Genomic DNA, 12,158 nt, shown 5'->3' with positions numbered 1-12,158 from the left:
CCATGGATGACAGCTTCTCCTCATGTCGTGGTGATCGGCGCGGGCACGCTGGGCTTGTGCTCGGCGCTCCACCTGGTCGAACAGGGCGCGCGCGTGACGGTGCTTGAAGGCCAGTCGATCGCTTCCGGGTCGAGCGGCAGGGCGGTCGGCGTGGTCGGATCGCAATTCACCGATCCGTTCGAGATCATGCTTCGCGTTCATTCGCTGCGCCGCTTCCGTCAATGGGAGAGCCAGGGGCTTGGCTTCAACCATATCGGCTATTTGCGGCTGGCAAGGACGCAAAAGCAGATGGAGCTGTTTGCGAAGTCGGCGGAAATCCAGGAAGAGGCCGGCCTGCGGTCGCGCCTCTATCGTGCGGACGAACTCAAGCAACTGGTTCCTCATATCAGCCCGGATGGGCTGGAAGGTGGGCTGTTCGGACCCGACAATGGCTTCCTCGATCCTCACGAGATGTGCGATTTCCTGGCGCGGATGGTCCGCGCCCAGGGCGGCGAAATACGCCAGTATCGCAAGCTGCTCGGGGCGAAGCGGCGGTCAGGCGGCTACACGCTGGAGACCAGTGGCGATCCGATCGATTGCGATGTCGTGGTCAATGCGGGCGGCGCCTGGGCGCCTCAGGTCGCCGAACTCTTCGGCCAGCGCCTGCACATTTGGCCCGAGCGTCACGAGGCGGTCGTCGTCCATCTCGACGAGCCGCTCGATTACACGATGCCGATGGTCATGGATCTCGTGAACGGCGAGGGAAGCGGCCTCAATTTCCGCCACGAGAAGCGCACCGAACTGATCGCCGAGATCCACAAGGTGGACTCGGCCGCGCCGGAGGACCCCGACAACTACAACGACCAGTGCGAGGAACAGTCGAAGGTCAGACTGGCGGAACTCCTGCTCGAGCGGCTGCCCGATTTGCCCGGCGCGCGGCTTGGCCGCGGCTGGGCGGGGCTTTACCCGGTGACCGCCGACCATCGCCCTTTCGTCGGCCCGATCGATGCGTCCGAGCCAAGCCTGGTGACCGCCGCGGGCGCCGGCGGCTATGGTATCCAACTTGCCCCGGTGATCGGCCAGATCGCGGCCGACTGGGTTCTTCACGGCGCTCCGGTTTCCGCGCCCGGCACGGAGAGCCTGCTGCCGTCGGCAGGACGCAACATCGCTGTCAATTGACGGGCGCGTCTGGTGCGCCGGACGCGCGCCGGGCCCGCTGCGCCGACGCTTAAGATGCGAGCCTTCGTGTTAACCATCAGTTAACTATCCGGTGGCCTTCAATAAGGTTCTGGAGGATAGTGGACCAGGCCGCGAGTCGTCAGTGCGGCTGACGTTGAAAAGAAGCGACGGACCACCGTCGTCTCCCCGGGGAGGCGCCGTCATCGGCTTTGATGAGGAGCGCCAAATGCAGATCGAAGAAGCAGTCACCCAAGCGACGGCCGACGCCGGCACGCTTGTGTCTTGCCTCGGCCAGCCCGTCGTTGCCTACCACGTCACCGCAATCATGAGAGAGACCAACCCGGCGCACGCCCGGGCGATGCAGCTCGCCTTGATGGAACGAAGCATCGAGGCTCTGGTCGATGATGGTTTGGAGAACGTCGAGGCCGAACAATTCGCTTCGAGGTTCCGCGGTCGCGTCGGCTTGACCTGGGAGCTTCTGCACCTGTCAGACGGCACGCCGCACTGATCCGGACCAGACCCGCTCGATCAAATCGCGGCAATCGCGCAACGCGGACAATTGTCGTTGTTGCTTCCGGTCACAAGCTCATGTCGGCTGATCCACAATTGAGTTGGACACAACAACGCGTGCGGGAGAGCATCGGGCGATCGGAGACGTATTAAGCCGTCACGCCTGATGCTATACTTCGGTCGCGTCCTTGGGCGGACATTCATCGACGGGGGGATGGCATGCAGGCAGTGCCGATAGCTCATCCGGCGGAACTACCCGCGGTCGCGTCGACGCCTTCGCTCTCCGGCTATCCGGCCGCCGTGCTGTGCTGGCTTCTGTCGGCCGGCGTCTATATCGCGGCCAAATGGGTGGCGCCGGAAATGCCGCCTTGGGGGCTCTGCTTCTGGCGGCTTGCGCTCGCCTGCGCCATCTTGCTGCCGATCGTGCATCGCCATCACGGCGCGATGCTGGCGCTGCTCAAATCCCGGCCGCTGGAGATCGTCGCCGTGGGCGCGATTGGGCTCACGTTCTGCCAGGGCATGATCTATCGCGGCCTCGCCGACACAGACGCGACCACGGCCGGCATCATCATGGCGCTGTCTCCGGTCATGACAATGGTGCTCGCGCGTATCGTGCTCGGCGAGCCGCTCGGACTCTGGCAGGCGCTCGGCGCGCTGGCGGCGCTCGCCGGCATGCTGGTCATCGTCGCGCAAAGCGACCTGACGGCGCTGGTGCAGCTCAAGTTCAACCTCGGCGAATTATGGATCGTCGGCAGCGCCTTCTGCTGGGCGCTCTACACCGTGCTGGTGCGCCGGTCCAAATTCGGCATCGAATTGCTGCCGCTGGTCGTGCTCCTGCTCGGCGCCGGCGCGCTGGTCGCCCTGCCTTTCCATCTGTGGGAACTGTTCAACGACGAACGCTCCGCCTTGAACGTCCATGGCTGGCTCGCGCTCGCCTATCTGGCCGGCCCCGGCGGCGCCCTGATGTACTATCTCTACAACCGCAGCGTCGAGACGCTCGGCGCCAGCCGGGCGAGCATGCTGCTCTACCTGCAGACGCTGTTCGTCGCCATCCTCGCTTATCTGCTGCTCGGCGAGAGCCTGCACGACTACGACCTCGTCGGCGCCGCCTTCATCGTCGTGGGCATCGTGCTTGCCACGATAGTCAAGCCCAAGCCGAGCCCTGCTCGCGTCGCTTAGGCCGCGGTTCTCCGACAGCGGCGCGGGGGGCTCTGCCGAGGGTCGTTCATCCCCGATGCTTCCGTCCGATGTCCATCTGGGCTTGAACGACACCGCCCGCAGCCCAGCGTCCCGAACCCGATCGACGAACGCATCATTGACGAACGCCGGCGACGCCCGCATCGGCAGCTTGAACACCTCGGCGGCACCGACCTTGTCCGCGGCGAACGCGTAGCGCTGGATCGCGAGGACCCGCAACGACGATCAAAATATTCGGAGAAATCCAGTGCCGCTTTTGATAAATGCGTCGACCAGCGCTCGAGGATAGTGTCCTCGCGGAATAAGCGCCGGATAAAACATGTGACGGTCCCGGAAACCAATGGCCAAGAAGTTTGCGTTTCTCCTGGTGCGCGACTTCACCTTGTCGCCGCTGTCGCTTTTCATCGACACGCTGCGCCTGGCTGGCGATGAGGGCGATCGCAGCCGCAGAGTGGAGTTCGACTGGCAGATCGTCGGCGAGCGCGGCCTGCCGATCAGGGCGAGCTGCGGCGTCGAATTGCTGCCGACTAGGGCGGTCGGCAATCCGGAGGATTTCGACAACGTCGTCGTGGTCGGCGGCCTGCTCGACACCAACCGCAATCTGAGCGCCGAAAAGGAGGCCTTCCTTTTGCGGGCAGCCGAAAAGGGCGTGCCCATAACCGCGCTGTGCACGGGAAGCTTCGTGCTGGCCCGCTACGGCTTGCTGGACGGCTACAGCGCCGCCGTCAGCTGGTTCCACATCAAGGATTTTCGCGCCCAATTCCCCGACGTGAACGCGCATGCGGACAGTTTGTTTTCCGTCGACCGCGGTCGCGCGACATGCGCCGGCGGCGCCGGCGCGGCGGACCTCGCCGGCTATTTCGTGTCGCAGTTCATCGGCCAGAAGGCGGCGGAGAAGGCCGCCAAGATCCTGGTGCTGGATCGCATCCGCAACATCACGGACGTGCAGCCCGTGGGCGACCTGTTTCCCGAGGCCGCGAGCCGCGCGGTCAAGCGGGCCTTGCTCTTGATGGAAAGCAACCTCCAGGAGAAGGTGTCGGTCACCGAGATCGCCAGCCGCCTGAATTGCTCGCGGCGCCAGCTCGAGCGTCTTTTCGCGACCGAACTGGGCACCAGCCCGATGGCCGCCTATCTGGCGCTGCGGGTGCATTACGCCAAGTCGCTGCTGGAAGGCAGCGACTTGGCAGTCGGGGACATCGCCTACAGATGCGGCTTCGAAAATGCCGGGCATTTCAGCCGGGTGTTCCGCCAGCACACCGGCATCACGCCGACCCATCTCAGGCATCCCAACCGCTTGGCTGCTCAAGCGGCGAAATGATGCTTCTGCAAGCGACGCGCGGCGTCCCAGGGTGTGTCGAGATTCAGGTCAGGCCGGCGTCGCCTGAATATCAACACGCCCTACGAGATCCGCTGCCCGCTTTCGTCGAGCAGAACGCAGCCGCCCGGATCGAAGCCGACCTCGATGGTCTCGCCCTCGCGGACAATGCGGCCATTGATCGCCGCGTTGGCCCGCACGCTGGTCTTGCCGCCAATGTCGATCTCGTAGATGGCGCTGCCGCCGAGATAGGAGGTCGACACGACGCGGCCGGACAGCCGGTTGGCGCCTGCGCCGACCGACAGCTTCTGCGGCCGGACCACGACGGTGACCTTGCTGCCGGGCACCAGCGGCCTGGGCGGCGTCACGTCGACCGTCTGGCCGGCGGCAAGCGCGACAGCCGTCGTGCGATCGGATTTGCTGACGGTGCCGGCAAGCATGTTGGCCTTGCCGAGGAAATCGGCGACGAAGGCGGTGGCGGGCGTCTCATAGACTTCTTCCGGCGTGCCGATCTGTTCCACCGAACCGGCGTTCATCACCACGATGCGGTCCGACATGGAGAGCGCTTCTTCCTGGTCGTGCGTGACGAAGATGGCGGTGATGCCGGTCGCCTTCTGGATCTTCTTGATCTCGACGCGCATCTCCTCGCGCATGTTGGCGTCGAGCGCCGACAGCGGCTCGTCGAGCAAGAGCACCTGCGGCTCGAAGACGATGGCCCGTGCCAGCGCGATGCGCTGCTGCTGGCCGCCCGACAATTGCGAGGGCAGCTTCTTCTCGCTGCCCGGCAGCCGCACCATGTCGAGCACCTGGCCCACCTTGCGCGCGATTTCCGGCTTCGGCACGTTGCGGTATTTCAGGCCGAAGGCGACATTGTCGAACACGGTCTTGTGCGGGAACAGCGCGTAGCTCTGGAACACCAGCCCGATATTGCGCTTGTAGATCGGCACGTCGTCAACGCGTCGCCCGTCGATCATGATCTGGCCGCCCGAAATGTCGACCAGCCCGGCGATAGAGCGCAGGATGGTCGTCTTGCCGCAGCCCGACGGCCCGAGCAGCGTGACGAAGCTGCCCTTGCGGATCGACAGCGAGAAATCGCGCACCGCGACGAACTTGCCATAGGCGATGTCGATGTCGCGGAACTCGACCGCCGGCTTGTCCGCGCCCGTACCGGAAGCCGCGCCGGGGGAGGGTGCCCCGGCCGAGGCCGGCCGGGGACTGGTTGACGCTTCGCTTCTGTCAGGCACCTTTCGCGATCCTGTCCCACTGCTTGGTCCAGGCGTCCTCGTTGGTCGCCCAGTAGACCGGATCGGCGAAGGTCAGCGCCTTCATCGAGCCGGTCTTGTCGAAGGCCGGCAGCTTCTCGATCTTCTCGGTGAGCTTGACCTTGGTCGGGTCGAGCGACGGCGGATAGCTCTGGCCCTCGGCAACCGCGATCGAGGTCGCCGGATCGAGCATGAAATTGATCAGCTCCTCGCACTCGGCCATCGGCGAGCCTTTCAGGATCAGCATGTCCTCCATCCAGGCGTAGGAGCCGGCCGGATCGAGATAGCCGATCGGATGGCCCTGATCCTGGAGCGCGGCGACGCGGCCCGACCAGGCATCGGTCACCACGATCTCGCCCTTGGAGAGCAGGTCCATCAGCTCCGCGCCGGAGCTCCAGAACTTCTTGGCGAGGTCGCGCGTCTCGCGCACCTTGGCCCAGATCGTGTCCATGTCCTTGATGTTGTTGGGGTCCTGCCCGGTGGCCAGGGCCGCGTACCAGACGCGCGTGGTCATGTCGGCATAGCCGCCGACCTTGCCGGCATATTTCTTGTCGAGCAGCAGGGCAGCACCCTTCTCCTTCGCCTCCTCCGGCGAGATCACCTTGGTGTTGTAGGCGATGCCGGTGGTGCCGTAGTCGTAAGGCACGGCCGAGAGTTTTGGCGTCAGCTTGCGGAACGGCTCGATCATCGGCTGCAGCACATTCGCCATGTTGGGAATGTTGGCTTCGTTGATCTCCGAGTTCATGCCGGCGTTGATGTATTTGATGTAGTAGTTGACGCCGGACGAATGCACGATCTGGAAGTCGCCGGGCTTCGCCGTCTTGATCTTGGTGATGAGCTCGTTCTCGTCGCCGAACGTGCCCTGGACCACCTTGATCTTGGTCTTGGCCGTGTAGGGCTGGAAGGCGTATTTGTCGATCGCGTCCTGCACCGTCCCGCCCCAGCCGTCGAAGCGGACCTGTTCGACCGCGGCGAGCGCCCGGCTCATCCACGGCATGGAAAGGCCCGCCGAGGCCGCGGCGGCGGCGGTCAGGCTCAGGAAAGTGCGGCGGCTGAGATCGCCGTTGACATATCTATCGTGCAGCCGTTCCAGCCGCTTGGTGGTGGATAGTTTCATCGTGCTTCCTCCTTTGGTTCGCCTCGTCTCTTCAATCTGGTCAGGCTTTGCATGAGCACGCCGCCGATCAGCGGGATGCCGACGGTCACCAGGATCATGACGGTGCCGAGCGCGTTGATCTCGGGGCTGATCGAGATTTTCAGCATCGACAGGATCTGCGTCGGCATCGTCTCGACGCCGGCCGGCCGCCAGAACAGGCTGGCCGAGGTGTTGTCGAACGAGATGGTGAAGGCGAGCAGCGCGCCCGCCACGACCGCCGGGATGAGCAGCGGCAGCGTGATCTCGCGGAAGGACGAGAAGCGCGAGGCGCCGAGCGAAAGTGCCGCCTCCTCAAAGACGCGCCGGATACCGACCATGCGCGCCTGGGTGATCAGCACCACGTAGGGCACGGCAAGCAGGATGTGGCCGAGCACCAGGAGAAGCAACGTCCGCGGCTGGTCGACCGCCTTGATCAGCACCAGCAGGCCGACGCCCAGGATGGTTTCCGGCACCAGCGCCGGCAGGATCACTAGCGTGCTCAGCATCTGCTTGCCGGGGAAGTCGAAGCGCACCAGCGCGAATGAGGTGACGACGCCGATCGCCGTGGTGGCGACCGCCGTGACCAGGGCGATCCACAGCGAGGTGCGGAACGCGGCCAAAACTGCCTCGTTGGCCATCAGCTTGCCGTACCATTGCAGGGAAAAGCCGGTCATCGGGAAGCCGCCGAACATCGAGGCGTTGAACGACAGGATCACGGTCGCCGCGATCGGCGCGAACATGAAGATGTAGACGCACAAGGTGACGAAGCGGGTCAGCCGCCAGGCCCATTTGCCTTCCTGGTTCGGCCGTGCCGCTTTCATCCGCCCAATCCCCGTCATCCTCCAAGGCCTTTCACGATCTGCGACATGCCCATGTAGCGGGTGTAGATGGCGGCGAAGAAGCCGAGCACGACGAACAGCACGATGGAAAGCGTGGCGCCCATCGGCCAGTTCAGCTCGCCCATGATGGTGTCGTAGATCAGATTGCCGAACAGCGCGTCGCGCCCCGATCCCAGAAGCTGCGGCGTCACGTAGCTGCCGGCGGCCAGCACGAAGCAGAGCAGCAGGCCAGCTGCGAGGCCTGGCAGGGAGAGCGGCAGCGTGACCTCGCGGAACGCCTGCGCGCTGGTGCAGCCCATCGAGCGGGCCGCCGAAATCAGCGTGCGGTCGATGCTTTCCAGGCTGACATAGACGTTGAGGATCATGTAGGGCAGCAGGAAGTGCAGCAGCCCCATGATCACCGCCCCCTCGGTGTAGAGCATCGGCAGCGGCTCGCTGATGATGCCCATTTTCATGAGCGCGACGTTGATGACGCCCTGTTCGCCCAGGATGTTGATCCAGGAAAAGGTGCGGATGGTGAAGCTGATCCAGAACGGCACGATCAGCAGAAGCAAAAGCAGCCACTTGTGCTTGAAGCTGGTGGCCCAGATGAAATAGGCCGGAAAATAACCGAGCACGCCGCAGAGCAGGGCGGTGATGGCGCCGACCCTCAGCGTCTTCAAGAGGAAGCCGTGATAGTAGCTGTCGGTGAGGAATTCGTGCCAGTTGGCGCTCGTGAGCTGGCTGGTCTCCACGCCGGCGGTGACGAAGGTGAAGAAGGTGTAGGCCGCCATCACGGCGATCGGCAGCACCAGGAAGAAGATCAGCAGCAACAGCACCGGCGCGATCAGCATCCAGGCCAGCCGTGGATCATACAAGGTCCATCGATTTTTCATGCGCACCCGAAGGTCCGCGCTTTCTTCGAAGCGCTTCTTGTTCCCGCAGTGAAGATTGTTTCATTGCCGCCGCCATGTCCACAGGCGGCGGTCCAAATTCCATTCTGCCAGACCGGTGCTCGCGATTGCGCCAAAGGCAGTGCAGGGGAGCTGAGGGCGGTCGTGCCGCCAGCGGCTCGCCCTGGCAAATCAGGCCCGTCCAGGAACGGCGAGCGGGGTGACCGCCCTTACCTCAGCCCTATGCTCATGCCGCTGAGATCGGCGTTGACCTGCAGGCCCACCTGCCGGCCCGTGAGTTGGAGTTCGGCGCCCTTGTCGTTGGTCATGACGATGACCTGGGCTCCCCTGCCGAGCGCGCCGCCGCCGCCTGCCGCGCCGTACACCCCCGTTACGTCCCGGGCGCGGCGAATATGGCGCACGGTGCCTTGGAAATAGGTCTTGGAGGCGCCGAAGGCGAGGCCGCCCGAGATGCCGCCGATCGAGATGGGATAGCGGCGACCATGGAAGGTCAGCGTGCCTTCGCCGCCGGCGCCGCCGATGAAGAAGGCAGCCTTGTAGACGGAGAAGCGGATCGAACCGGTGTCGGCGTGCGCGGCACTGGCAAAGCTAATTCCTGCGGCCGCGATGACCGCAACCGCGACTGAACGAAATCTGGACATGATGAGACTCCTCGAGAGCGCCGCTTGCCCAACCGGCGGGCACGACGGCGTCAGCTATAGCTGAACAGTCTCGCACGTCTTTGGTTCCAGGGCTCGCGAGCCGCGGGGTACGCTTGTCTTCTACCGCTCCGCGAACGCCCGCGCGAAGGAATCCATCATCGGCCGGGCGAGATACTGGAAGAAGGTCCGGTCGCCGGTGCTGATGAAGGCTTCGACCGGCGTCCCGGGATAAAGCTGCTCGGCCTTCACGCCGGGCGGCAGGGTGTCGCCGATCTTCAGCTTGGCGCGGAAATAAGGTTCGTGCGTGACCTGGTCGACCAGCCGGTCGGCGGAGATCTGCGTGACCGTTGCCGACACTTCGGGCGTCAGGCGCATGTTCAGCGCCGACAGTCTGAGTTTCGCCAGCTGGCCGACGCGCACCTGGTCGACGTCCTTCGGCCGCAGCTTGGCATCGACGTTGAGGCCAGATGCGGTGGGCAGGATCTCCATGATCTTCTCGCCGGGGGCGATCACGCTGCCTTTCGAATTATAGGTCGACGACACCACGATGCCCGCCGCCGGCGCCTTGATCGTCGTGCGCCGAAGCACCGCCTCGGCCGCCCGCATCTGTTCCCCGATGTCGGCGAGGTTGGTGCGGACCTCATCGAGCTTGCCCAGCGCCTCTTCTACCCGTTGCGTGGTCAGGCGCTCGACCTGCACCTGGGCTTCGACGATCTGGCTGTTGGCCGCGGCGAGGTTTGCCTCCAGCGCGCCGGCCTGCCCGACGAGATCGGCCTCCGAGCGCAAAAGCTGGGAGTACTCGGTGCGGTTGGTGAGCCCCTTGTCCAAGAGGCCGGTCTTGATGCCGAGCTCCTTCTTCACCACTTCCGACTGCTGCTCGATGGCGAGCTTCTGGGCATTCAGGCCGACGACCGACTCGCGATGCATGGCGATCCGCTGCGCCATGATCGACTGTTCGGAGCGGAAGCGGGCAAGCCTGGCGTCGAACTCCTTCTGCTGCTCGCGGATGAGATTCTGGAAGTCCTGCTGGAACGGCGCCGGTGCCGCGTCGGTGATCGGCGCCAGCCAGTCCAGCCCGTCGCGCTCGGCCTCCAGCCGCGCCGCGCTCGCCTTGAGCGCGATCGACTGCCTGGTCAGCCGGTTGAGGTCCGCCTGCGCCGCCGTCCGGTCGAGGAGGATCAGGTCTTGGCCTTGCTCCACACGGTCCCCTTCATGGACGAGCAGTTGCTGGATGATGCCGCCCTCTGGCTGCTGGATGAGGATATTGCCGCCGGTCGCCGAGATCGTGCCTTGCGTGATCACCGCGCCGGACAGCGGCGCGCTTGCTCCCCAATAGCCGAAGCAGCCGACGAAGAGTGCGACTGCGGCATATCCGGCGAAGGCCACGCGCCGGAAGTCGGTGCGTGGCCGGCTGTCCCAGGCGAGGCTCTCAATCGTCATAGTCTACGATCCCAGCCGGACGCCGTGCGCGCGGATCGTCGGGGCGAACGAGCCCGTCACCACCGTGCCCTGCTGCGCGGCGGCGGTCTTGCCGGCGCCCTTGTCGGCAATTGGCTGCCGCAGCACCTCGGCGCTCGGGCCGAAGGCTTCGATGACGCCCCCGCGCAAAAGCATCACGCGGTTGCAGGCGGCGGCGATCGAAGGGCGATGCGTGATGACGATGGTCGTGACGCCCGCGATCCGCGCGGCGGCAAGCACCGTTTCGAGCGCCGCTTCGCCGCTGCCGTCGAGATGGGTGCTGGGCTCGTCGAGCACCAGGATGCGCGGATTGCCGTAGAAGGCGCGCGCCAGCCCGATCCGCTGGCGCTCGCCGCCCGACAGCGTTCTGTCCGACGGGCCGACCTTGGTCTGGTAGCCGTCGCGCAGCGCCAGGATCACGTCATGCGCCTGGGCACGCCGTGCCGCCTCGATGATCGCGGCGTCATCCGCCTGCGCGTCGAAGCGGGCGACGTTTTCGCCGATCGATCCGGGGAAAAGCTCCACCTCCTGCGCGAGATAGCCGATGTGTTTTCCGAGCTGGTCTTCGTCCCAGGTTCGGAGATCGGCGCTGTCGATCCTGACCGCGCCGCCGGTCGGCTGGGCAGCGCCGACAAGCAGCCGCGCCAAAGTGGATTTGCCGGCGCCGCTCGGGCCGACGATCGCCACCGCCTCGCCGGCGCCGATCTGGAAGTTCAGCCGCTTGAGGATCGGCTCGGTGCCGGGCCGAGCATTCGGCGCCATGAAGAAGACGTCCTGCACGGCGATCGCGCCGGACGGATCGGGCAGGGTCAGTTTCCGCGCTTCAGCCGGATGCGCCGCAAGCGCCGTATCCAGCCGCTTCCAAGCTCGCCTGGCCTCGACGATCTGCCGCCAGGCGCCGATCAGCTGGTCGAGCGGCTGCATCGCGCGCGACGACACCAGCGAGGAGGCGAAGATCATTCCGGCCGTCATCTGCCCCTCGAGCACCAGCCACGCGCCGGCGCCGAGGATCGCGAGCTGCAGCATCATGCGCAGCGCCCTGGAAGTGCCGCTGAAGATCGCATTGGCGCTCGCGGAGCGGTCGTGCAGGACGAGCGCATCGCCGACATGCCGGCCCCAGACTCGCGCAGCGTTCCCGACCATGCCCATGGCGCGCAGCGTTTCGGCATTGCGGGCAAAGACTTGTTCCGCTTGGGCAGCCAATGCCGAACGTTCCGCGGACAAGGCATCGTTCCTGCCGATGGCAAGCTGGTTTGCGACGACCAGCGCGACGAGCAGCACCGTGCCGGCGAGCGTCACCCAGAACAGGACCGGATGGATGAGGTAGAGCAGAGCGAGGAAGACGGGTGCGAAGGGTAGGTCGAACAGCACCGCCACGCCGCGCGAGCGGATGAAGGCGCAGACCGAGGCGAGGTCGTGCAGCGGCGACAGGCCGCCGGCTTGTTTGGCGGCAAGCGAAAGGGCGAACGTTTTGGCGCCCAGCCTACGGTCGACGGTCGCAGCGACGCGCTGCGTGTAGACGGCGCGCACCGCGTCCAGGAAGCCGAGGAAGGCGAGCGCCAGAACCGCGATGAGCGAGAGGTAAAGGAGCGTCTCGACGCTCGAGGACGGCAGCACGCGGTCATAGACCTGCAGCAGGTAGAGTGGGATCACCAGCAGCAGGATGTTGATCAGCAACGAGAAGACGCCGACATCGGTGACGGCGCGCAGGAAGACCGGCCGCAGGCTCGACGGTCCAGTCATTCGCCCA

General features: G+C 65.3%; 11 protein-coding genes. 4 read left to right on the top strand and 7 right to left on the bottom strand.

All coding sequences use genetic code 11. From position 1 onward, the window contains the following. The first annotated feature begins 6 nt into the window (after positions 1 to 6). The 4 genes from QAZ47_RS24825 (at position 7) to QAZ47_RS24810 (ending at position 4,183) form a co-directional block, all read left to right on the top strand. The gene (locus QAZ47_RS24825; protein ID WP_278231100.1) at positions 7 to 1,158 is read left to right on the top strand and encodes an FAD-binding oxidoreductase; all 1,152 of its coding nucleotides are present in this window, start codon (positions 7 to 9) and stop codon (positions 1,156 to 1,158) included. 226 nt (positions 1,159 to 1,384) lie between these two features. Continuing rightward, complete coding sequence (locus tag QAZ47_RS24820; RefSeq protein ID WP_278231099.1) at positions 1,385 to 1,666, top strand: hypothetical protein; 282 nt, start codon at positions 1,385 to 1,387, stop codon at positions 1,664 to 1,666. Between the two features lie 221 nt (positions 1,667 to 1,887). Further along, positions 1,888 to 2,847: a DMT family transporter gene (locus QAZ47_RS24815; protein WP_278231098.1), complete on the top strand. Its 960-nt coding sequence runs from the start codon at positions 1,888 to 1,890 to the stop codon at positions 2,845 to 2,847. A 358-nt stretch (positions 2,848 to 3,205) separates the two neighbouring features. Beyond that, on the top strand, positions 3,206 to 4,183 hold the full coding sequence (locus QAZ47_RS24810) for a GlxA family transcriptional regulator (protein WP_278231097.1): 978 nt from the start codon (positions 3,206 to 3,208) through the stop codon (positions 4,181 to 4,183). A gap of 80 nt (positions 4,184 to 4,263) precedes the next feature. On the opposite strand, the gene QAZ47_RS24805 is transcribed toward QAZ47_RS24810, so the two are convergent. The 7 genes from QAZ47_RS24805 to QAZ47_RS24775 form a co-directional block, all read right to left on the bottom strand. Continuing rightward, entirely contained in the window at positions 4,264 to 5,424 is a 1,161-nt protein-coding gene (locus tag QAZ47_RS24805) for an ABC transporter ATP-binding protein (protein WP_278231096.1), read from the bottom strand. Further along, entirely contained in the window at positions 5,417 to 6,559 is a 1,143-nt protein-coding gene (locus tag QAZ47_RS24800) for an extracellular solute-binding protein (RefSeq protein ID WP_278231095.1), read from the bottom strand. The genes QAZ47_RS24805 and QAZ47_RS24800 overlap by 8 nt, the downstream gene beginning before the upstream one ends. Next, entirely contained in the window at positions 6,556 to 7,398 is an 843-nt protein-coding gene (locus QAZ47_RS24795) for an ABC transporter permease (RefSeq protein WP_278231094.1), read from the bottom strand. Before QAZ47_RS24795 ends, QAZ47_RS24800 begins: the two co-directional genes overlap by 4 nt. Positions 7,399 to 7,412: 14 nt before the next feature. After that, positions 7,413 to 8,291, bottom strand: a complete 879-nt coding sequence (locus QAZ47_RS24790) for an ABC transporter permease (RefSeq protein ID WP_278203390.1) — start codon at positions 8,289 to 8,291, stop codon at positions 7,413 to 7,415. A gap of 227 nt (positions 8,292 to 8,518) precedes the next feature. Beyond that, complete coding sequence (locus QAZ47_RS24785) at positions 8,519 to 8,950, bottom strand: hypothetical protein (RefSeq protein ID WP_278203389.1); 432 nt, start codon at positions 8,948 to 8,950, stop codon at positions 8,519 to 8,521. Between the two features lie 120 nt (positions 8,951 to 9,070). Beyond that, positions 9,071 to 10,390 carry an HlyD family type I secretion periplasmic adaptor subunit gene (locus tag QAZ47_RS24780; RefSeq protein ID WP_278231093.1) on the bottom strand — a complete coding sequence of 440 codons (1,320 nt, stop codon included), beginning with the start codon at positions 10,388 to 10,390 and terminating at the stop codon, positions 9,071 to 9,073. A 3-nt stretch (positions 10,391 to 10,393) separates the two neighbouring features. After that, positions 10,394 to 12,151 carry a type I secretion system permease/ATPase gene (locus tag QAZ47_RS24775; protein WP_278231092.1) on the bottom strand — a complete coding sequence of 586 codons (1,758 nt, stop codon included), beginning with the start codon at positions 12,149 to 12,151 and terminating at the stop codon, positions 10,394 to 10,396. Positions 12,152 to 12,158 lie beyond the last annotated feature (7 nt).

It is taken from the genome of Mesorhizobium sp. WSM4904, from assembly GCF_029674545.1.
In the GTDB taxonomy this organism is placed as follows: Bacteria; Pseudomonadota; Alphaproteobacteria; order Rhizobiales; family Rhizobiaceae; genus Mesorhizobium.
This window is presented reverse-complemented; position numbering and strand designations above follow the sequence as displayed.

Bases quoted from the DNA above. Each gene is read 5' to 3' on its own strand.
- QAZ47_RS24825 (WP_278231100.1), top strand. From the start codon at position 7: ATGACAGCTTCTCCTCATGTCGTGGTGATCGGCGCGGGCACGCTGGGC.
- QAZ47_RS24820 (WP_278231099.1), top strand. From the start codon at position 1,385: ATGCAGATCGAAGAAGCAGTCACCCAAGCGACGGCCGACGCCGGCACG.
- QAZ47_RS24815 (WP_278231098.1), top strand. From the start codon at position 1,888: ATGCAGGCAGTGCCGATAGCTCATCCGGCGGAACTACCCGCGGTCGCG.
- QAZ47_RS24810 (WP_278231097.1), top strand. From the start codon at position 3,206: ATGGCCAAGAAGTTTGCGTTTCTCCTGGTGCGCGACTTCACCTTGTCG.
- QAZ47_RS24800 (WP_278231095.1), bottom strand. From the start codon at position 6,559: ATGAAACTATCCACCACCAAGCGGCTGGAACGGCTGCACGATAGATAT.
- QAZ47_RS24795 (WP_278231094.1), bottom strand. From the start codon at position 7,398: ATGAAAGCGGCACGGCCGAACCAGGAAGGCAAATGGGCCTGGCGGCTG.
- QAZ47_RS24790 (WP_278203390.1), bottom strand. From the start codon at position 8,291: ATGAAAAATCGATGGACCTTGTATGATCCACGGCTGGCCTGGATGCTG.
- QAZ47_RS24785 (WP_278203389.1), bottom strand. From the start codon at position 8,950: ATGTCCAGATTTCGTTCAGTCGCGGTTGCGGTCATCGCGGCCGCAGGA.
- QAZ47_RS24780 (WP_278231093.1), bottom strand. From the start codon at position 10,390: ATGACGATTGAGAGCCTCGCCTGGGACAGCCGGCCACGCACCGACTTC.
- QAZ47_RS24775 (WP_278231092.1), bottom strand. From the start codon at position 12,151: ATGACTGGACCGTCGAGCCTGCGGCCGGTCTTCCTGCGCGCCGTCACC.